At 45.9% G+C, this 22,460-nt stretch carries 16 protein-coding genes; 7 read left to right on the plus strand and 9 right to left on the minus strand.

All coding sequences use genetic code 11. The annotated features are described in order from the left end of the window. The first annotated feature begins 5 nt into the window (after positions 1-5). A complete protein-coding gene (locus tag IE070_RS14190) occupies positions 6-1,649 on the plus strand; it encodes an ABC transporter permease (protein ID WP_189483855.1) in 1,644 nt (547 codons plus the stop codon). After that, complete coding sequence (locus IE070_RS14195; RefSeq protein WP_189483894.1) at positions 1,649-2,695, plus strand: ABC transporter ATP-binding protein; 1,047 nt, start codon at positions 1,649-1,651, stop codon at positions 2,693-2,695. Before IE070_RS14190 ends, IE070_RS14195 begins: the two co-directional genes overlap by 1 nt. A 5-nt stretch (positions 2,696-2,700) precedes the next feature. Here the strand turns inward: IE070_RS14195 and IE070_RS14200 are convergent, their stop codons facing one another. From IE070_RS14200 to IE070_RS14210, 3 genes are all read right to left on the minus strand, one after another. After that, positions 2,701-3,525 (minus strand): substrate-binding periplasmic protein, encoded by an 825-nt coding sequence (locus IE070_RS14200; protein ID WP_189483856.1) that lies wholly within the window; start codon positions 3,523-3,525, stop codon positions 2,701-2,703. A gap of 99 nt (positions 3,526-3,624) precedes the next feature. Further along, on the minus strand, positions 3,625-4,785 hold the full coding sequence (locus IE070_RS14205; RefSeq protein ID WP_373297001.1) for an E22 family MetX-like putative esterase: 1,161 nt from the start codon (positions 4,783-4,785) through the stop codon (positions 3,625-3,627). A 64-nt stretch (positions 4,786-4,849) separates the two neighbouring features. Beyond that, a complete protein-coding gene (locus tag IE070_RS14210) occupies positions 4,850-6,169 on the minus strand; it encodes a GntP family permease (RefSeq protein WP_189483858.1) in 1,320 nt (439 codons plus the stop codon). Positions 6,170-6,373: 204 nt separating this feature from the next. Here IE070_RS14210 and IE070_RS14215 point away from each other — a divergent pair, with 204 nt between their 5' ends. Beyond that, positions 6,374-8,614 (plus strand): TonB-dependent receptor, encoded by a 2,241-nt coding sequence (locus IE070_RS14215; RefSeq protein WP_189483859.1) that lies wholly within the window; start codon positions 6,374-6,376, stop codon positions 8,612-8,614. Positions 8,615-8,682: 68 nt separating this feature from the next. Continuing rightward, positions 8,683-9,333 (plus strand): response regulator, encoded by a 651-nt coding sequence (locus IE070_RS14220; protein ID WP_189483860.1) that lies wholly within the window; start codon positions 8,683-8,685, stop codon positions 9,331-9,333. Between the two features lie 305 nt (positions 9,334-9,638). Here IE070_RS14220 and IE070_RS14225 read toward each other — a convergent pair whose 3' ends face one another. The 5 genes from IE070_RS14225 to IE070_RS14245 form a co-directional block, all read right to left on the minus strand. Next, the gene (locus tag IE070_RS14225; RefSeq protein ID WP_189483861.1) at positions 9,639-11,732 is read right to left on the minus strand and encodes a peptidase domain-containing ABC transporter; all 2,094 of its coding nucleotides are present in this window, start codon (positions 11,730-11,732) and stop codon (positions 9,639-9,641) included. A 258-nt stretch (positions 11,733-11,990) separates the two neighbouring features. After that, entirely contained in the window at positions 11,991-12,302 is a 312-nt protein-coding gene (locus tag IE070_RS14230; protein ID WP_189483862.1) for a hypothetical protein, read from the minus strand. 50 nt (positions 12,303-12,352) lie between these two features. Beyond that, entirely contained in the window at positions 12,353-13,603 is a 1,251-nt protein-coding gene (locus tag IE070_RS14235) for a beta-barrel domain-containing protein (protein WP_189483863.1), read from the minus strand. Between the two features lie 207 nt (positions 13,604-13,810). Beyond that, the gene (locus tag IE070_RS14240) at positions 13,811-17,320 is read right to left on the minus strand and encodes a PAS domain-containing hybrid sensor histidine kinase/response regulator (RefSeq protein WP_229797076.1); all 3,510 of its coding nucleotides are present in this window, start codon (positions 17,318-17,320) and stop codon (positions 13,811-13,813) included. A 100-nt stretch (positions 17,321-17,420) separates the two neighbouring features. Then, on the minus strand, positions 17,421-18,170 hold the full coding sequence (locus IE070_RS14245; RefSeq protein WP_189483864.1) for a 3-hydroxybutyrate dehydrogenase: 750 nt from the start codon (positions 18,168-18,170) through the stop codon (positions 17,421-17,423). A gap of 324 nt (positions 18,171-18,494) precedes the next feature. On the opposite strand from IE070_RS14245, the gene IE070_RS14250 reads away from it, so the two are divergent. Beyond that, positions 18,495-20,093: an AbgT family transporter gene (locus IE070_RS14250; RefSeq protein WP_189483865.1), complete on the plus strand. Its 1,599-nt coding sequence runs from the start codon at positions 18,495-18,497 to the stop codon at positions 20,091-20,093. Between the two features lie 178 nt (positions 20,094-20,271). Then, positions 20,272-20,997 carry a SapC family protein gene (locus IE070_RS14255; protein ID WP_189483866.1) on the plus strand — a complete coding sequence of 242 codons (726 nt, stop codon included), beginning with the start codon at positions 20,272-20,274 and terminating at the stop codon, positions 20,995-20,997. 71 nt (positions 20,998-21,068) lie between these two features. Here IE070_RS14255 and coaD read toward each other — a convergent pair whose 3' ends face one another. After that, a complete protein-coding gene (gene coaD, locus IE070_RS14260; protein WP_189483896.1) occupies positions 21,069-21,554 on the minus strand; it encodes a pantetheine-phosphate adenylyltransferase in 486 nt (161 codons plus the stop codon). A 108-nt stretch (positions 21,555-21,662) separates the two neighbouring features. Between coaD and IE070_RS14265 the strand changes: the two genes are divergently transcribed. Continuing rightward, the gene (locus tag IE070_RS14265) at positions 21,663-22,334 is read left to right on the plus strand and encodes a TetR/AcrR family transcriptional regulator (protein WP_189483867.1); all 672 of its coding nucleotides are present in this window, start codon (positions 21,663-21,665) and stop codon (positions 22,332-22,334) included. Positions 22,335-22,460: the final 126 nt, after the last annotated feature.

Raw genomic sequence — 22,460 nt, forward strand, 5'->3', positions numbered from 1 at the left:
CGCCCTTGCTAAAAACAGCGTTATTTGATCGTTGGCGCTGGGCCGTATTGGTACCAGCGCTTATTTTGGCCTTGCCGGTGGCAATGGTCTTTATCAGTGTATTCTCGCCACAATTTGCAGTTTGGCAGCATTTACGTCAAACCGTGCTCGCAGATTATATTATTAATTCACTTTTAATCGCGGGGGGCACCGGATTGGGTGCGCTCATCATTGGTACCAGTACGGCTTGGTGTATTAGCCAATATCAATTTTTTGGGCGCCGATATTTAGAGTGGCTATTATTGCTGCCTTTGGCAGTACCGGCTTATATCATTGCTTACACCTATACAGGTATGCTGGATTTTGCCGGTCCGGTACAAACGTGGCTTAGAGCTCAGTTTGGCTGGTCCTTCGGCGATTATTGGTTTCCAGAAATTCGCTCTTTAGGGGGCGCCATCGTGATGCTCTCTTTAGTTCTTTATCCATACGTGTATATGTTGGCGCGTAATGCTTTTTCTGAACAATCGGCTTCGTTGTCAGAAGCTAGCCGCACACTGGGTCTCACCCCTCGACAACACTTTTGGAAAGTCGCTTTACCATTGGCGCGCCCAGCTATTTTAACGGGGGTGGCGCTTGCCATGATGGAAGCCTTTGCCGATTATGGCACGGTACAGTATTTTGGTGTGCCTACTTTTACTACAGGTATTTTTCGTACGTGGTTTGGCATGGGGAATGCCATTGCTGCAGCGCAACTTGCCGCATTGTTAACCAGTTTTGTGTTGTTTTTGTTGTTGCTAGAGAAATGGTCTCGACGCAAAATTCGTTACTATCATCAAGGACAAAAGCACAGTGCGCCATCAAGACGCCAAGTGAGCCTGACAAAACAAGCTGGCTTGATACTGGGGTGTTTACTGCCCGTCACCTTTGGTTTCTTATTACCCGCCTGGCAATTATGCAGTTGGGCGCTAGCAAATTGGCAGCGCACTCTAGATGGTGCGTTTTGGCAATTAGTGTGGAATAGTTTTTCGTTAGCAGCCATGGCGGCGTTATTATCGGTGATTTTGGCGCTGGTATTTGCTTATGCTCGGCGGTTAAAACGCGATCCGGTGGTGCAGTTTCCTGTGCAATTAGCGGCACTAGGCTATGCGGTGCCTGGCACTGTTATAGCCATAGGGGTGATGTTGCCATTAGCGTGGTTTGATCAGCAAATTGATTTATTTGCCGAGCAGTGGTTTGGGATCCGGACTGGCTTATTGTTGTCGGGAACCATCGTGGCGCTATTACTGGCATACAGCGTGCGTTTTTTAGCGGTATCCCTCCACGGTATCGAGGCGGGGCTTGAGCGTATTAAACCTAATATGGACAATGCCGCCCGGTCGTTAGGGTTTCGGCCTGGTCAGGTGTTACGACGTGTGCATATCCCGTTATTAAAAGGCAGTGTGTTAACCGCCTTATTGTTGGTGTTTGTTGATGTGTTAAAAGAACTGCCAGCGACCCTCATTTTGCGGCCGTTCAATTTTAATACCTTGGCGGTTCGAGCGCATGAATTAGCGTCGGATGAACGATTAGCTGATGCCGCCTTACCGGCATTGGCCATTGTTTTAGTGGGATTGATACCGGTAATTATTTTAGCCCGTTCAACAGAGCGTCGGATGCGAGGAGATGAGTGATGTTAGCAATAGAGCAGCTCGCGATCGCGTATGGTCCACATACCGTTGTCAAAGAGATTTCATTTGCGTTAGCCGAAGGACAAATTGGGTGTTTAGTTGGACCCTCGGGTTGCGGTAAAACCACCATTTTGCGGGCGATTGCGGGTTTTGAAGCGCCTGCAGCGGGCGTGGTGCGGTTACAAGGACAGGTTGTTAGCAGTGTCAATACTCAGGTAGTACCCGAAAAACGCAAAGTCGGTATGGTTTTTCAAGATTTTGCTTTATTCCCGCACTTAACCGTGGCCGATAATATTGCTTTTGGTATTGCTAAGCTGAGTAAAGCAGACAAAGCCGCTAAAGTTAAAGCCTTATTAAAGCTGGTTGGCTTACCTGATCTTGGGCAGCGTTATATTCATCAATTGTCTGGCGGGCAACAACAACGCGTTGCGTTAGCACGCGCCTTAGCACCTGAACCCAAGGTGTTACTGTTAGATGAGCCTTTTTCCAGTTTAGACGCTGAGTTTCGTGAAGTGTTAGCGCGTGATATTCGCACTATTTTAAAACAGCTCCAGATCACCGCCGTGTTAGTGACGCACGATCAATTTGAGGCCTTTGCTATGGCCGATATGATTGGCGTGATGCAACTAGGACAGTTACAGCAATGGGCAACACCTTATGAACTTTATCATCGACCTGCTAGTCGCTTTGTGGCTGATTTTGTGGGCCGTGGCGTGATGCTGCCTGGAACGATGTTAGATCCGCAGCAGGTTGAGACCTGTTTGGGGATTTTTCAGCAACGCTATTTACCAGAGACAAAAGCGGGAGATCGGGTAGATGTGCTGATTCGACCAGATGATATTGTGCATGACGACGATAGCGCTATTAAAGCCACGGTACTCGACAAATCGTTTCGTGGCTCGCATATCCTTTATACCTTGGCTTTAAGTGGTGGAGAGCAGGTATATTGTTTAGCGTTAAGCCATCATAATCACGCAATTGGCGAGCAGATCGGTATTCGGTTAGATTTAGACCACTTGGTACTTTTTCCAAGATCTCATGGCGTTTAATAGCGTTAAGGGGCGTGTGCGGCCGGATGAGGCAGTAATTCTGCTAAAATCTGTTCTAATTCGCCACTCTGTTGTAGCGCACGTAAGCCCACATTAAATTGCTGGTGAAGCTGTGCGCTTTCTGGCCTGCTTTTTGGGAAAGCCAAGTGCATGGGTTTTAATTCAATAGCCGGTAATAGCCAATCGAGTGACGTTGAGGATAACTCGGCGGGAAGTTTAGCAATTAAATAAAGTCCGTTTTGTAAATCTGCGGGCACCACGTCTACCCGCTCACGTACCAGCATTTGAAACACCTGTGCATCTGTGGCAACACTGACTTTTTCCAAATTACTCTGTAGTAATTTTGGATGTTGCGCATACCCCGTGACCAGTCCAAGTGTACCTTCCGAGCGCAATAGCTCTGCAATATCGCTAATATGATTAAAGGTATTGGCGCGTTTAAATAACACAATTTCATTGGCATAAATGGGTTCGGAGTATAAAAAATGTGCTGCTCTCTCGGGGGTATGCCAAACGGCAATCAGTCCTGCATATTGACCTTGTTGTGTATCGTGTAATGCTCTGGCAAAGGGCATAAAGGCAATTTCGATTTGTACATCTTGTAAAGCAAATGCGCGACGGATAATTTCAACCATGGCACCTTGTTTCGGTAAATCGGTACCATAATGCGGTAAATATTCACTGCTGGCAAAGATAAGGCGTTGGGGGGATATCGCATTAACATCCTGTGTCGACGAGGCGTTAAGCGGTAATGTCCAACAAAAAAAGCTAAAGATGGTAAGACTTATAAAACGGTATAATAACCGCCTGTGCATTGGGCGTTTTAACATCTAACTGGCTCATATCACCTTAGTGAGTATTTAGCTTAGCAGATTTTAGAATAAATAAAAAAGGTGCGCTAACACAGCCGCACCCGCCAGGAAATAGGTTTAATTTAGAAAAAGAGCGATCTGCTCGGCGACGGCACTGATATTGACAATGCCGTCAAGGTGGCCAAAATCCCCCGGAATTTCTGCATAGCTTACCGTTGGGGGTGGCATGACGGCTGCACTGCGCTGCGACATTGTTGGTAGTAATAATTGATCGCCAGTAGCAGGTAAGAATAAGGTTTTGGCCTTCACTTGACTTAGGGCCTGCTGCCAGTTATCGCCCATTCCCGCACGGTATAATTGTGAAGCGCGAATTAAGTACAAAATATGATTGGCATCTTGCACCGCCGCCCGTGTTTGGGCTTGTGCCATTAACTCTTGCCACGCTGAAAAGGGAGCTAAAATATCTTGATGCGGTGCCACATCATCTGCAGGTTCGCTAAACCGCGCATTAAAGGCGGTTGGGTACAAGGCATCTTGTGTGATGTAAGCCACTGCGGTGCGTAAACCGTGTAGGGGTTGGCCGTAGTCGTAATAGTTGCCATTGCGCCAAGCGGGATCTTGCTTAATAGGGTAAGCCCAACGCTCTAAGCGAACGGCAGCCCATGCATCTAAGTAGGCAGTACCAATTACCGGTATCAGTCGTTTAACCCGTTCAGGATAACGTACCGCCCATTCAATAGCTTGAAAAGATCCCATGGACGCGCCAATGACTGCATGTAGCTGCGTGATCCCTAAACTATCCAGTAAATGACGTTGTACTTCAACAAAATCGGCAATGGTGACCACTGGGAACGTTAACCCCCAGGGCTTACCCGTAGCGGGATTAATTGTGGCAGGGCCTGTGGTAATCACATTAGGATCAAACACATTGGCATTTACCAAAGTATCAACGCTAATCACATAAAATTTATTGGTATCAATGGCTTTGCCTGGGCCTATAATGGCGTCCCAATAGCCGGTGGCCGGGTCACTGGGCTGATATTTACCGGCGGCATGCGAGGTTCCCGAAAAAAAATGGGTGATCAGAATAGCATTTGATTTATCTGCATTTAAATGGCCGTAAGCTTCCCAGCCGACCCTAACGGGACTGATTGTCTTGCCATTTTGCGTAGTAAACTCGGCTATTTCAAAAGCCTGCTTTTTGACCAATAGGGTGTCTGTAGCCAATAAATGCTGGCTGTAAAGCAAGACACATAGACACATCAGTAGCGTTTTCAGCATAGAGACTTCCTTTATTTAGCCAACGCGCTTTGCGTGGCTTACCCCTCAAAGGGTTTTTAATTTAGAACCACTGAAACAGTAAGATCGCCAGAACCACGCCAAGTAGCGGCATTAACACACTGACGACGGCGACTGGCCAATATGCATTTTGATGACTCTCCCCACAGATAGCACGGATAGTGGTCACCACATAGCCATTGTGCGGCAAAGAATCTAATGCGCCCGATGAAATTGCCACGACACGGTGTAACTGTTCAGGATCGACACCACGATCTAAGTACGTGGGGGCAATCTCGGGTAACGCAATCACTTGTCCTCCCGAGGCTGATCCGGTTAAACCCGCGATAGCGCTTACCGCAACCGCAGCACCAATCAGTTCGGGACCAGGCAAATGTGTCATATAATCCACCACCTGATTAAAAGCAGGTGTCAGTTTAGCTACCCCCCCAAAACCAACAACGGCAGCGGTATTACCAATGGCCAGTAAGGCGCCCAGCACGCCCTCGTTTGTTGCTGTGCCAGGGTTATGCAGAAAACGAAAATTCAGTAAATACAGGCTGATCACACCGCCCGCTAGCGCAATAATCAAGGCGGCTTGTTGTAGGCTGTCGTGTAAGATAAAAGACGTTACTAATACGACCAACAGCGGGATCAAACCGGTGGACCAATGCGGTAACGGTTTATCACTCAAAGTCGGATCGCTCTGCCGGCTGATAAAATGCTCGCCTTTTTGCACGGCGTGTTTAATCATGGTCATCAATGCCCAATATCCCCCAATCGCCATAAATGCTGCTACCAGTAAACTCACTTCCCAGCCAGCATAGGGTGTGGTGCCTAAATAAGGGATGGGGATCCAGTTTTGAATTTCTGGAGAGCCGGCTGATGTCATGGTAAAGGTCACTGATCCTAAGGCCAGCGTTGCAGGAATAAAACGGCGCGGTAAATTGGCCCCTTTGAACAGGCTAACCGCCATGGGATAGGCAGAAAAGGCCACGACAAATAAACTGACTCCGCCATAAGTTAATACGGCACAGGCCAGCACAATAGCAAGTACCGCGCGAGTTTGCCCCAGTCTTTTCACAATAGCTAAGGCAACGGCATCTGCTGCGCCGGTGTGTTCCATCAATTTGCCAAACAGCGAACCGAGTAAAAACATTAAAAACCACGCAGCAACAAATCCGGAAAACCCTGACATATAGCCATGCACAAAATCCACTTTGTCGCTTAATTGCCAAAACGGGATACCGTTGGTTAGTGCAACCAGTAAGGCGCAAAGTGGTGCAGTAATGAACAAATTAAAGCCGCGCATGGTTAGTACAATTAACAAACCTAGACCGAGTAACAGGCCCAGTAAACCGAGTAGTCCGAATGAACTTAGCATGGATGCATCCTAGTTTTTGTTTTTTTCTAGTCTGATACACTCTGCTGTTGCTCACCATAGTACTAAGGTACAGGTTAATAATTCCGCAATCAGGGCTACTCTATTACCAACAGCTAATTTCCAACAGTTTGCACAAACACAATACAACATGCCCAAACACTAGACAGAACAACAAGACAGAACAACTATCAACAGGAGAGCCCTATGGCTAAGAAGAATAATAATGTGCCACGCGTTGCCGTGAACTCGACGTTACTTACCCCCAGTTTATTGGCAGTGGCTATCAGCAGCTGTTTAGCGATGCCCGTCTTTGCGCAAGACAACTCAGCGGAAGACGTGAAGCTTGAACGTATTGAAGTGACCGCCCGTCGTACTGTCGAAAACTTACAAACGGTGCCAGTGGCCGTTACCTCCTTAGGTGAAGAAGAGTTGGCGCAGCGCGGCGTCGATAACATTACTTCTGTACAACAGTATTCTCCCAATACCACCTTACAAGTTTCTCGCGGCACCAACAGTACCTTAACCGCTTACATCCGCGGTATTGGCCAACAAGATCCTTTGTGGGGCTTTGAGCCGGGTGTGGGTATTTATATTGATGATGTTTACTTAGCCAGGCCACAAGGTGCGGCTTTAGATGTTTACGACGTTGAACGTATCGAGGTTTTGCGTGGGCCACAAGGCACGTTATATGGTCGTAATACCATTGGGGGTGCAGTAAAATATGTGACTAAAACACTGACAGGTGATAATCAGTTTGCGGTACGTGGCACCCTAGGAAGTTACAATCAGCGCGATTTACGTCTTTCAGGTCAAACGGGATTAAGTGACACCGTCTTTGTCAGTGGTGCGTTAGCTACTTTTAATCGTGATGGTTTTGGTAAGTTTTTAAATACGGGTGACGACAACTATAACAAAGAGTTAATGTCTGGCCGTGTCAGTTTGCAGTGGAATGCTGCTGACAATGTAAGAGTTAATTTGGCCGCGGACAAAACGGTAGATGATTCTAATCCACGCGGTGGTTTCCGTTTGTTTCCTAGCGCGCTGGCACCAACCGATACGCGTCCAACCAAAGTGTATGATGCCAACATCAGTATGCCTGTCGCCAATAAAGTTGAAACAGAAGGGCAGTCGCTTACGGTTGCCTGGGATGTAAATGATAACTGGACAATTAAATCGGTTACGGCCCGACGCGAAGGGGTTACCGATACCAATATCGATTTTGATTCAACGTCTTTTCCCACCTTAGATATACCGGCGTTCTATGAAGATGAACAAACGTCACAAGAGCTGCAGTTTTTATACAGCTCTGAACGCTTAAAAGTCGCAAGTGGTATTTATTATTACAATGGTGATGCCTGTGGTGCCTTTGGTCAGGTGGTGTATGGCTTATCAACCACTGAAAACGGCGGTTGTGTAGAAACGGATAGCTTGGCATTCTATTCTCAGGGCAGTTATCGGCTCGATGATCAGTGGTCTGTGACCTTGGGCGGACGCTTTACCAAAGATGATAAAGATGCCTCTGTTTATCGCTATGTTTATAGCGGCTATAAATTTCCGCGGCAGCCAGGCGGTAACCGCATTGGCATCCAAACCGATTTTCAAGGTAGCGAAAGTTTTAGCCATTTTTCACCGCGTTTGGGTGTCGAGTATCAACATAGCCGCGATCTGATGCTTTATACCAGTTATACCAATGGCTTTAAATCAGGTGGCTTTGATATGCGAGCCAACCAAGCCATCAACCCTGATGGTAATAAGCCTTACCAAGAAGAAACGGTCGACACCTTTGAACTGGGGATGAAGAGCGAGTGGTTTAATCAACGCTTACGCGTAAATGCTGCTGTGTTTATGGCTAAATACGATGATATGCAGGTTACGGTACAGCGTTCGGTAGAAACTTCACCGGGTACGGTAACGGTTGCCTCTCAAGTGTTAAACGCGGCGAACGCTGATATTAACGGCGTAGAGTTAGAAGCCACTTTTGCGGTGAATCGTGATTTTAATTTAAGCATGATCGTCGGTTATGTGGATGCCGCTTTTAATGAGGTCGAGTTTTTTGATCCTAACCTGCAGCAAGTGGTCGATGTGTCGAATATTTGGTCTTTTGCAAATACGCCTGATCTCACAGCTACACTGGCAGGAACCTACAGTATTGCCACTTCTTTTGGTGAAGTAGTGATGACGGCCAATATGGCACACCGAGGCTCAACGCAAATCTTTGAAATTCCGTCCTTGTTAGATTTTGGGGGTTATACAGTGTTTAACGCTGGCGCAACCTGGTATTCCAATGATGGGCACTGGGATGTTTCGCTGCAAGCGAAAAACATCGGTGATAAACAAGCACGTATAGCGGGATATAACTTTGCCGGACCGGTGTTAGATAATTCGGTATTGGGATTCTATACTGATCCACGTACGTTCAGTCTAACCGTAGGTTACCGTTTCTAAATCGATAAAACCCTTGCCGGGGCTCACGCCCCGGTTCATTATGGGCAAAACTGCTCAGAAGACTTGTTATGATAGCTATTATTGCTGATGATCATCCCTTATTTCGTGTTGCCCTATCGCAAGCCTGTGCCGCGATACTAGGCAAAGATGCGCTACTGTTACAGGCGCAAACCATGGCGCAAATATGGCCCTTACTACGCCAACATCCGGATACACACTTTATTTTTCTTGATTTAAAAATGCCGGGATCTGACGGCTTTACCGGTCTTACGGCGTTACGTACTGAATACCCTGATGTGCCGGTAGTTATGGTATCAGCAGAAGAAGATCCGGTGATTATTAAGCAAGCGTTGGCACTTGGTGCCGCAGCGTATATTCCTAAATCGGCGCCGCTAGAGTTGTTATCAGAAGCCATTAACGCAGTAACGAATGGTGATACTTGGATCCCGCCTGCTCTGGCTGATGATGTAAAAAACGCCAGAGTATTAATTGATAACGATTTTGCACAACGGTTAGAACAGCTAACGCCTCAGCAATTCCGCGTATTAAAAATGATTGCAGATGGTTTGTTAAATAAACAAATCGCGTATGAGATGAGCGTGCAAGAAACCACCATTAAACAGCACGTATCGGCAATCTTGCGTAAGCTTAACGTGAATAATCGCACCTTAGCAGGCATTTTATTTGAAAAGCTTAAACTGCCTGAACATGTTGATTAAGTACACGCCCGATTATTAGATTTTCTTCAAACACGATCTAAATGTATGGTTTGTTTGTTTTACGATAGGTTGCCCGACTGAGGGTGGATAAAAACCAGATGAACAATATGCCAAAGGGCGCCATTAAGGGAATAACATAATCGATTACTCTAAGTTCAGCGCCTAGTTGCCAGCGGCTTAGCATGTTGAACAATCCTAAACATAATAGTAATAAGACAAAAAGAATCATGGGCAGATAAACTTTCATTTTGGTACCTCCAATTTAAGTTGTCTATCGTGTTCACCAGCATGGCCTATTCACTAGATTAACGTTGCTCTGGGGATAAATACTGCGCCTTGTAATCTTGCGTAATATCAACTAACTGGCCTTGTCGCAGCAGCATGATCCGCTGAGCACTTAAAATTGTTTCAGGCCGATGAGCAATAATAATGCGTGTCATATTCAGTTGCTGAATGGCCACATTAACATGTTGCTCCAGCTGTAAATCTAAATGGCTAGTGGCTTCATCCATAAACAGTATTTTGGGTTGGCGATAAAGCGCTCTGGCCAATAACACTCGTTGTTTCTGCCCGCCAGATAATGTACTGCCCATATCACCCACCAAACTGTTATAGCCCATTGGCATGGCGTTAATGTCGTGTTCAATCCCGGCTAAACGTGCCGCGACCTGCACCTGTTGCATATCAAGTTTTGGATCAAAAAAGCTGATATTCTCGGCTAGCGTGCCCGACATTAATTGATCATCCTGCATCACTGCGGCAATTTGGCTGCGATAATGCCGTAAGCCCAATTGTTTAATATCGATACCCTCTACTTCAATTTTGCCGCTTTCGGGTGTTAACAGCCCCAACATAAGTTTTATTAAGGTCGTTTTACCCGTGCCAGATGGGCCAATAATGGCGATATTGTCGCCGGCGTGAACGGTAAGATTTAACTGGTTAAATAAGAGGGGCTCACTACTGGCATAACGAAAATCTAATTTTTTAATGCTAAGGTTACCGCTAATCTCTCTGTAATCATTACGCTCGTCAGTTTCTTCTTTTTCAGTCAAGGCAATATCAGCAAGCCGCTCTAAATGCAGCTTAGTCATTTTAATCTGCACAACTAAATCAATTAAGCTGCTCATCCGGCTTGTAAATTGTCCTTTATAGGCCACAAAGGCAAAGAGCATCCCAACCGTCATCACTTCAGCCATCACCTGCTGCGCAGCTAAATACACAATTAAGATGCCTTCGATACCGAACAACAGCTGATTAGCCATACCCGCACCAATACCCCATTTCGCTAATCGGTAATCTTTATTCACCGCTTCTGCATGGCGATTTTGCCAAAAGCTTAAACGCTGCGTTTCTTGTCCAAATAACTTAAGGGCTTGATAGCCACGTATCGACTCCATAAAAACGCTTTGCTCTTTCGCCTCTGCCACAATGCTTTCCTCAGTAAGTTGGCGCATCGGCCAGAAAAAGGCCCAGCGTAATAAGGAATATAGTAATACCACCAAAATGACTATCAGACTTAACTGCGGGCTATACAAGTACATCATGGCAAAGACTATCACCACCATAATGCCATCGAGTAAACCGCTTATTAGGCTGGTTGTTAGTAAGGATTGTACAGCTGCTAATGAGCCAAATCGTGAGATAATATCCCCCATATGGCGTTTTTCAAAAAAGGCGGCTGGTAAGTGCAGCACATGGCGAAATAAGTTGGTTACCATTTGCATGCTTAGCATAGTGCCTAAATGCAGGGCTATCCAGCTGCGTAAAATCCCTACCACCACCTGTATAAGCATCAGTAAACCAAAGCCAAGCGCTAACACCACGAGTAGAGGCTTATCGTAACTGACCAAAACTTCATCCACGACCAACTGGGTATAGTAGGGGGATGCGAGGGCAAACACTTGTAAAATTAGTGACAAGATAAATAGCTTTACCAGCGCCGGAATAATGCCCTTGGCTTTATTCCAAAAGGCCGTTAGTTTTAACTGTAGCCGTTCATCGACTTTTTTAAAGTCTGTAGTAGGTGTCAGCTCTAAGGCAATGCCAGTAAAGGCTTTATCGACTTCCTCCAACGTTAGGCGTCTTTCACCTATCGCTGGATCTAAAATGGTTATGCCCTTACGATGTACTTTAATAAGCACCACAAAATGATTCATTTCCCAGTGCAAAATACAGGGCGTTTGCAGTTTATTAAGATCTGCCAATTCAAGTTTAAGCGCCCGACTGGCTAAACCTAATTGATTCGCTAATAACATAAGCTGCTGTAGCGTAGAACCTTTAAGCGATACGCTGTAGCGATTTCGTAAGGTGGTTAAGTCCAGCTGATGGCCATATTGATTTGCTACCATAGCCACGCAGGCCAAACCACATTCAGCGGCTTCGGATTGGAGGATAATCATTTAATTATACTTATAAAATTGCGTTAAATTTTATAAAAGACCAGCATCACGATAAAAGCCGTAACACCACAAATAACAGCGTCTCGGTTTTCATTCTGATATTTTTCGTTTCTAAATAATCTGTACGCAAATTTATAGCCGACCCCAACACCCAGAGCCTTAATAATTATAAAAAAGATGTCAATAGTGTCCATATTCAATACCGATTTAGAGTTTTGTGATAGATGGCTTTGGCATAACACCAAAGCCTGTCTACTTTTAGGGAGCGGTCATCATACCTTTGTAGTCAGCACTTGAGCTGAGAAGTGAAGTACACCAACCCCACCCAGTCACAACATTCATCCCACCACCAACTATTCCAGCGTGAACTGCGGTATTACTCATACCCAAAGTTTTAAAAAATACATGCCCTAAGACACCACCAGTTGAACCTTCTAAGAATAAACACGCAATTTGTTCAGCAAGGTTTACATCACGGTTTGTATCATCGTGGTTGTCTTTATCATCATTGGAGCTATTGCTACTGCCTCCTGAGACAAGCTCAACTTGCTCAAATGTTAATTCTTGCATAATATCTCTCCTTGAGACGTTTTAAGTTAAAGGTTGGCTCGTACTGAGCCTCATAATCGCCCTTTGAGGCTTAAAATCGGCTCAAGCAACCAGCTCAGTAAACTGCGTTGCTCCAGCACGATATCTGCGCTTAGCAGCATGCCCGATTGCAGCGGGACGCTGTTGCCGTAAGCGCGGATCTCTTGCGCATCTAATGCTACTGCCACCCGATAAACGGGTTCTTGTATCGCAATAGGCATGGCGACTTCATTCGGTAAAATAATGGCCTGACCGGTCTTAAGCACTTGCCCTTCATATAACCCAAAGCGCTGATAGGGAAACGCTTCAAACCTTAAGCGGGTGCGCTGTCCTGGATTAACAAAACCAAAGGCGCGGGTGGGAACCAACAAGATGGCGTGCAGTTGAGCGTTTTCTGGCAAAATGGTCAGAAGTGGCTGAGTATGCTGTGTAAATTGCCCGGGCTCAGCCACTAAGTTAGTGACACGGCCGCTAACGGGGGCAGTGACTAATAGATGGTTTCTGGCTCGTAATTCCACTTGTTGTTGCGCTAATCTGGAAGACTCTGCTTCTAGCAAGGCTAATTGCTGCTGTTGCTCACTGGGAATACGTTGTAATTGCCCCTCTAATTGCACCAGTGAGGCAAGTTGGCTTTGTTGGCTAGCATTGTGTTCTGCGGCTTGTTGTTGCAGCTGCAATAAACTTTCATGTTGCAGTTGCCAATCTAAGGTACTGATCACGCCTTGTTCTTTTAACTGACTTAGATCGCTAAAACGTTGTTGCTGCAGCTGCAGGCGATGCTGTAAAAGTTGCGTTTGTTGGTGTAACTCCGTTAATACGCTTTGATGATAAACCAAACGGCTTTGTAACTCATGTTGCTGCTGTTGGTACTGCAGTTGTAATTGCTCGCGCCGCTGTGCAATAAGCTGTTGTTGCTGCTGCAAGGTTAAACTAATGCTCTCAACAACGCTGTTGCCTTCCGCCAAATGGTCTGGAATGGTTAAGGTTAATAGTGCTTGCCCAGCAATCACACTGGCGCCATCTTCTACATAAAGCTCGCTGATAATTCCCGCGCGGGCGGCATGAACTTTGGCTAAACCAATATCTGGTTGCAAATAGCCCGACACCGTTTCTTTACGATTAAAATCGGCGGTGGCTAAAAAACCAATTATAGCGACGACGATAGCCAACAAACTGCCCGTTAAAATGCTGCTACTCAGCGGCTGAGCAATAATCACCTCGCCTTCTAAGCGGTTTGCTTGTTGTTTGATTGCTGCTAGTCGGAACAACGGTTTCTGCGTCATTTGTGACTTAATTGTAAATTAATGGTGATTAATTTATAGGCGGAATTCTTATTGGGGTAAAGGCGGTTTTCAGAATTTATGATTATAAAAAAAGCAATTTTTAACACGTGTGGGAGTAAAAACGCACTAACGTATTGAATAATAGTTATGGTATTAAAAGCGGTACATTGCTTTTATTGAGGTGTTACAAAACCATTTTAGAGACAATTATTGCAACAAACGTTGAAATAAGCGTTTTAGCGCAGCGGGTTTGAGCGGTTTGAGCAAGAAATAAAACCCGCTGTTTAGGGCTTGTTCGCGGATATGTTGATCATGATCGGCAGAATTAATTATAACCGGCATCGTCAGAGCAAAATGCTCGGTTAGGTGCAACGCCACCTCAATACCGGTTGCGCCATTATCTAAATGGTAATCAAACAGGGCAATATCAGGTATAAAACCCTGTTGTAACACGAGAAGAAGTGCCGCGGGTGTTTGTACTGCTTGTACTTCACATTGCCAGCTTTGCAACAAGGTGGCGACGGCGTGCAATAACTGGGGTTCATTATCCAACAATAACACTTTTTTACCCACAAAGCTGGCGCTGATATCTTTCCCGCTCACCTGGGGCGTTAAGCTCTGTGCAAGGGCTGTACTTTCTGCGCGGCTATGTATGGGGGCGAGCGGTAAAAGCAAACTAAAGCAGCTGCCACGGCCTTCTATGGAGTGCAGCTTTAAAGGGTGATTTAATATAGCGCTGATCCGATGGGCAATGGCCAAACCTAGCCCCAAGCCTTTTTGATCGGGTTGAGTGCCTTGTTGAAATTCTTCGAAGATACGTGCTTGATCGGCGAGGGCAATACCTACGCCGGTGTCCAATACGCAGAGTTGTACGTGGTTGCCACGGCGTTTCACACCTAAAACTACGCGCCCCTGTGGCGTGTAACGAATGGCATTGGCCAGCAGATTTTGTAGTACCCGCTTTAATAATTTACGATCGGTATTAACGATTAAGCGACACGGAATAAGGTGAAAGGTTAAGCCTTTTTTGTGCGCTAACATGGCGGCATCACGGGCAATATCTTCCAGTAATTGTTGAACTGGCACGGCCTGATGGCGGGCTTTAACCACACCAGAATCAAGCTTCGTTAAATCTAAAATAGCGGTTAATAATTCTTCGGCAGAATTAAGCGAATGGCTTAGGTTTTCACTCAGTTGTAGCAGTTCGGGATCCGTGGCCTTTTGGCGTAGCAAACTGGCAAAAAGAGCGGCAGCATTAAACGGTTGCATTAAATCGTGGCCCGCAGCGGCAAAAAAGCGGGTTTTTGCAACTGTCGTTGCTTCAAGTTGTTGTTGCGTGAGTTGTAATTGATTGTTTAAGCGCTGCAACTCGCTGGTGCGTTCCGCTACACGTTGTTCAAGCAATTGATTACTTTGTTCTAATTGTTGTTGAACAGCAATAAACGAACTGACATCGGTGTAAGTAGTAACAAAGCCACCGCCAGGCAAAGGATTGCCTTGAATTTCTAATACGCGGCCATCCTGTTGTTGCCGCTGCACTCGGTACTGGCTGCCTTGACGCAAAAAGCTTAAACGCTTTTGCACTTCGGTTTCTATATCTTGGCGATCAATTAAGCCACGTTGCATATTAAACCGGATGAGGTCGGCCACGGGTTTACCCACTTCTACCATCGCGGGGGGGTAAGCAAACATGTCAATATAGCGTTGATTCCAAGCAATCACCCGTTGATCGGCATCCACCACAGCAATACCTTGGCTAATGTTATCGATTGTCGAGAGCAGCAAGCCTTGATTAAAGCGAAACACTTGGCCAGCCTCATCGACAAAGCGTTCGACGGTTTCCATCGGTAAGCCTGCATGCCGGCCACAGGCATCCATAATTAAGCGCATAGAGGCACCGCCTAATACGGCAGCTAAACTACGCTCAGTGGCTTGTAAAACATTTGCACTGGCCAGTCGCTGTAAATCAGGTGCAGTTTCTTTACTGTTACGTTGTAATAACCGCTGCGCTTCTCGTTCACCGGCAAAGCGCCTGACTAATAAATAACATTCTTGAGTGGTGAGTTGTTGCAGTGGTTTTTGTAATGGCTCTTTGTGGGTGCGCAAAAAGCGCCCGCTTTGCAGCCATTCACTAATACCAGTGTTACTGAGCTGGCTAACCAGTAACGTCGTTAAACAATTGATACTTAAACTTAATAAAACGCCCAGTGTAATACTGTCGCCTTGCCAGCCAAATAAATATTGCGGTGCCAACCAGTTGATCGAAAAAGGTCCGTGCTTAGGAATATCGCTAAAGACGATTCCAGCGCGCACTAACTCAGGAAAAAGTAACACGTAGGCCCAAATAAAGGCACCGCTACAGAGCCCAAATATGGCGCCTTGCCGATTAATTTTGCGTGAAAACAACCCCATTATTAAGGCTGGAGCCAATTGTGCTACTAGGGCAAAGGCCATTAAGCCGAGTTGCGCTAAACCGGTACCTGTACCAATAAACCGATAATAAATAAAGCCCAGCGCAAGTACCACTAACATGGCCAATCGACGCAATGTTGCCACTTTTACGCCATTGGTTTGACCATCAGCTAAATTGTTACGCCGAAATAACAGCGGCACTAATAATTCGTTGGTAATTAAAATCCCCAGCACTACGGTGGCGACCACAACCATACTTGTGGCGGCAGAAAAGCCCCCTAAGTACGCTAACAATGCGATATCCGTCCGGTTCGCAGCAAGCGGTAATTGTAGTACCACCAAATCAATATTGGCTTGCTCGCCTAACAGCATTACTCCGGCTAACCCCAGTGGCAAGGTAAATGCGCCCATCAATAACAGATACAACGGGAAGATCCAGCGGGCGCTGCGTAAATGACTTAAGCGTTGATTTTCCACAAAACTAACATGAAACAACCACGGTAAACACAGTGTAGCGGCAAAGCCTAATAACACATGGATCCAATAGCTATAAGTTGGCAATGCTTGCTGCTGCACTATTTTTACGGCGCTGCTATCGCTGGCTAAGGTAAAAATAGACGCAAACCCATCAAACATGCCCCAGCCTACAAAGGCGGCAATTGCCAGCAACGCAAATAATTTAATCAAGGATTCAAAAGCGATCGCCGTCATTAAACCAGGGTTAGGTTGATGTGCTCTGGCGCTTTTACCCACAAACAGTAAGGCAAAAACAGCCATCCACAAGCACACATAAAGCCCCGTGTCGGTATACCAATGCTCGCCAGTTTCTGCTCGCACCAGAGTATTAATGCTGGTAGCAACCGCATGCAATTGCAGGGTGATATAAGGGATCACCGTCATAATCAAAATGAGGGTAATAAGCACGGCTAAGCTACGTGAGTGCCCAAAACGGGTAGCAATAAAATCGGCAATAGAGGTGATACGATAGCGGCGACAGGCAACGGCCACTTGCGACATTAATTTAAAGCCAAACCAAAACAACAGAAAGGAGCCAATATAGGTGGGGGGTAGCCACCAACCATTCACCACCGCCTGTGCGGTTACGCCATAAAATGCCCACGATGTGCAATAAATGGAGAGCGCTAAACTAAATACCCATGGCGCAAGAGGATGCTGTGCAGTTATGCGTCGGCCAAATAAGCCAACGCAATACAGCACCAAGAGATACAATAAGGATATGGCGGCAAAGGTGGCTAAACCAATACCGCTGCCATTTTGAATCATTTCAGTGGCAGCTATCGTCAAGGGGTAATTACCTGATTGTGCCTGAGATTAAAGCGAACTGCCAGTCGCATGCCCGTGATCGCTTTCGAATAGCCAAGGCTGTCTAAAATACGCGATTTCGTTAACGCGCTGTCCAGCCGCCATCTAACACCAAGGTTTGCGCGGTAATGTGTTTGGCCGCGTCCTGACACAAAAAAATCGCTGTTTCAGCAATTTCACTCACATCGATAAAGGCTTTTTGTGGCATGGGTGCCAGCATAATTTGTTCAATCACTTGTTGCTCAGTGAGATTATGTTCTTTCGCTTGTGCGGCAATCTGCTTTTCCACCAAGGGCGTTTTTACATAGGCAGGGCAAATGGTATTGATCGTAAAGTTTTTATCGGCATTTTCCAGCGCTATAACTTTACTAAAGCCTAGCAAGCCATGTTTTGCTGCTACATAAGCCGATTTAAAGGGCGATGCGACTAACGCATGAATAGAACCAATATTAATCACACGGCCATAATTGCGCTCGCGCATCAGCGGCAGCATCGCGCGCGTTAGCATGGCTGGGCCGGTCAGCATGACATTTAGCAGTAATTGCCATTGCTCGGGCGGAAAATCTTCTAAGCGCGCCACATGTTGAATGCCCGCATTATTAATTAACACATCCGCAGGAAAACGTGCAGCACAGTCAGCGATCTGACGTTGATTAGTGACATCCAGTACACAGTAATCAGCTTGCCAGCCTTGCGCGATTAAGCTTGTAGTCTTTTGTTGTAAGGCATTTTCGTTTAAGTCGGCTAATACGACAGCATGACCTTGTTTGGCAAAAGTTTCTGCAATAGCAAAACCAATCCCGCCTGTTGCTCCGGTAATCACAATACGCATGGTATTTTCCATCCTACGCTAATCATTCTTCGTTCTATGCTAAGAAAGTCACGCTTTTAGCACAACGGTACTTTAGTGCTAGTTGTCATGCTAAAGGATAGGGGGTATCCATCTAGCCCAGCTAACCGCTGAACGGTTTGCTACTTTGCGCTTAGCGTTCGGTATGTTAAATTTACGCCTTTACCTATCTGGCAGCGCTTCAGCCAGTGTGTGCCGTGCTTGTTTCAACCTGTCATGCGCAGTAAACACCAAAATGAGAATAATGAAGCCTGCTTAAAGTGGCGATAACATCGCCCTATGCTGTATACCAAGAGGACACACTTAATGACCCATTCCAGCAAAACGCCGCAGGGCGCTGCTGAAAAACGTGGCTGGTTTACACGTTTTCTCGATACTGTAGAGTTTTTAGGCAACTTACTGCCTCATCCCGTTACCTTGTTTGCCTGCTTTGCGTTAGCCGTTGTATTAGGCAGTGGCATTGCCGCGTATTTTGATTTTAGTGCCATTGATCCACGTCCAGAGGGGACCGCAGGCCGTGCCGCAGATGGCACCATTAAGGTTGTCAGCTTAATGACGGTTGACGGCTTGCAACGCATCGTCTCTAACTTAGTCACAAACTTTACCAGTTTTGCGCCCTTAGGTGTGGTGTTAGTGGCGCTGTTAGGCGTGAGTGTTGCCGAACATTCGGGCTTAATCTCTGCAGCGATGCGGGGCTTAGTGATGAATGCCTCAAAACGCATGGTTACAGTAACTATTGTGTTTGCCGGTATTATTTCTAATACCGCGTCTGAATTGGGCTATGTGGTTTTAATCCCGATGGCGGCATTAATTTTCTATTCGTTGGGGCGCCATCCACTGGCGGGATTAGCGGCTGCGTTTGCTGGGGTCTCTGGTGGTTACAGTGCTAACTTGTTTATTGGTACGGTTGATCCATTATTGGCTGGTTTTACCACCTCGGCAGCCAATCTGATTGATCCTACCTATGTGGTTGGTCCTGAAGCGAACTGGTTCTTTATGATTGCCAGTACCTTTGTGATTGCAGCCTTGGGCGCTTTTGTTACCGAAAAAATCGTTGAACCTAAACTGGGTAAATACCATGCCAGTGAAGCCTCGGTTGATTTGGGTGAACAAAAACTGGATCCATTAACCGCGCTTGAGAAAAAAGGACTGATCGGCGCGGGGTTAACGTTTTTAGCCTTGGGCATTTTATTGGCCCTTAGTATCGTGCCGGAAAATGGTGTCTTACGTCATCCTATAACCGGTGCAGTGGAAGACTCTCCTTTCTTAAAAGGCATTGTGGTCTTTATTTTTATCACCTTTGGTATTCCAGGTTATGTGTATGGTCGGATTGTCGGTACGATGAAAACCGATCGTGATGTGATTAATGCCATGGCAAAAAGCATGAGTTCAATGGGGTTGTACATTGTATTAGTGTTTTTTGCGGCCCAGTTTGTAGCGTTTTTTGGTTGGTCAAACCTCGGGGCTATTTTAGCGGTTAAAGGGGCAACCTTATTACAAACAATAGGATTAACTGGCCCAGAGCTCTTTGTGTTCTTTATTGCCATGTGTGCCATCGTCAATCTGTCGTTGGGTTCGGCATCCGCACAATGGGCTATTTTTGCCCCTATCTTTGTGCCGATGTTAATGATTGTCGGATACTCGCCAGAGGTTATTCAAGCGGCGTATCGGATTGGTGATTCGGTTACTAACTTAATTACCCCTATGATGAGCTATTTTGGCTTGATTTTAGCGGTGGCGTCTCGATATAAGAAAGATATGGGCATTGGCACCTTAATCGCTACGATGTTGCCCTATACCATGGTGTTTTTTGTCGGTTGGGTGGTGCTATTTTATGTCTGGGTATTCTTACTCGGATTGCCTGTTGGACCTGGTGCTCCTACTTATTATGAATTCGCAAAATAGCATCTTACTGCTTTAACAAAGCTGTGATATAACATGCTACAAGTGATGGCACAGTCAGCGTTCTGGCGGCTCGAGAAAAAGCGCTTTCTCGGGTTACTTGGCTGATTGATGCAATCAAATATTAACTGTCGCGTCTGCTTGTCGTAGGCGTTTTAACCTCTAGAGAACAGAGTTGTATATGGAACAGAATAAAGTTGTTGGATTAAGTAAAGAAACGCATGCGAAAACCAAAATCAATAATGTGCGTCCATTCAGTCATATTGCGAATGAGCATATGTTACCTGTTGTTGTGCATGAATTTGTGGTGGCTGGCGCTGAATTCCCCATTGTGTTTGTAAAAGATCCCTCAGGCGAGCGTTTTCAACCCGTCGCGTTGTTAGGGTTAGCGGCACAACAAAACTTAATTATCAAAGAAGATAAATGGGATGCCATGTATATCCCGCGTGTTTTGCGTAACTATCCGTTAGTGTTAGTGCAAGATGCCCCAGGTAGTGATCGCTTAATCGTTGCTATTGACGAGAATTCAGAGCGTGTTAATACGACAGAAGGGTTTGCGTTATTTAACGATGACGGCAGCGAAAGCGAGTTTTTAACAGCACGTAAGCAACAAATGGGCGAGTTTGTAGATTTTAGCCAAATCACCCATAACTTTACTGAGAAGCTGAAAAGCCTTGGATTAATCAAAGAGCAAGTATTAACCCTGACCATCGACGGTGAAAAGCGTAACATCAATGGTATTCATATGGTCGATGATCAAAAGCTGAACGATCTGAGCGATGAGGTGTTTTTAGATTTACGTAAGCAAGGTTATTTAACCGCGATTTACGCGCACTTAATGTCGTTACAACACACGCAAAAGTTAGTGCAAAAGTTAGCGGCATTGGAAGAAGCGGCAAAAGCCTAACGCATTTCCGGTGAGTAAATAAAAACGGCAGCGATGGCTGCCGTTTTTGTTGGTGTTTATAGAAACCGCAGTTAGTTAATGCCTAATTTTTGTTGTAAGGCGTGCTGCACATGTGCGGGAACAAAGCTAGAAACATCGCCACCGTGGCGACACACTTCTTTTACTAAAGTAGATGAAATAAACGTATTTTTTTCTGACGGCGTCATAAAAATACTGTCTAGCTCTGGATTTAGCGAACGGTTCATACTGGCGAGCTGAAATTCGTACTCAAAATCAGCCACTGCGCGCACACCGCGGATCAATACTTGAGCCTGTTGTTCTTGCCCAAATTTGGCGAGTAAACCTGAAAAGCCAATAACACTAACATTCGGGCACTCCACAAAGGCTTGTTTCGCTAATGCCACTCGTTCGTCTAGCGTAAATAACGGTTGCTTGCTGGGATTGGCCGCTACCGCGACGATAACCGCATCAAATAAACGCGCGGCGCGCAGCACTAAGTCGGCATGGCCATTGGTTAAGGGATCAAAAGTGCCTGGGTATATTGCGCGAATTTTCATCAAAAGGGTATCCTAGTCTGCCGAGTGTGACAGTGATCTGGTATTTTAAAGCAATTTGGCGTTACTATAGCAAAGTCACCGTTTAATAAAAGAAGCCTGCTTAACGCAATGGAAAAGAAGCTTAGAACAAAAGACCGCATATTACAGGCCAGTATTGCCTTGTTTAATGAAGTGGGCGAACGCCAAGTCACAACTAATCATATTGCGGCACACTTGGGTATCAGCCCGGGCAATTTGTATTACCATTTCCGAAATAAAGAAGACATCGTACGGCAAATTTTTCGCGAATACGCCAAGCTGCTCGACACCCGAATAAAGCCGCCTGCGCACAGTTCACAAGCACTGGATGCGTTAACGGATTATTTAGATGCCGTGTTTGAGCTAATGTGGCGTTTTCAGTTTTTTTACGCCAACTTGCCTGATATTTTGGCGCGGGATCCCGCATTGCAGCAGGATTACTTACAGGTGCAGCAAGGGGTGCTGGGTCGTGTCATGTCGGTTATTAAAGCGTTAAAAGCCGCCGGAGTGATCAAAATTGACGATAATGATATTCGAGATGTTGCACACAATATCAAGTTGTTAGTCACCTTCTGGATCAGCTATTTAAAGACCCAAGCGCCCGATGCGGTTATCAATAAAGCCAATCTGTACCGTGGGGTGCTTAAAGTGTTATTACTGTTTAAACCTTATGCCACACCTGAGGCGTTGCCGGATATTAATACCCTACAACAACACTACACAGAGTTAGCTGGATCCGATACTAGCGCAGTCGATTTGTAGCCATTTGTTTACACTCGAGCCAGGCATGCCCTGGCTTTCTTCGGTATAATCACTGCAGTGATGCCCGGTAAAAAGTACAATAGGGCGTCAAATCAACACTATTGAAATAACCTGCCTACATTGCCA

Origin of the sequence: Alishewanella tabrizica (assembly GCF_014652375.1) — a bacterium.
Taxonomy (GTDB): domain Bacteria; phylum Pseudomonadota; class Gammaproteobacteria; order Enterobacterales; family Alteromonadaceae; genus Alishewanella; species Alishewanella tabrizica.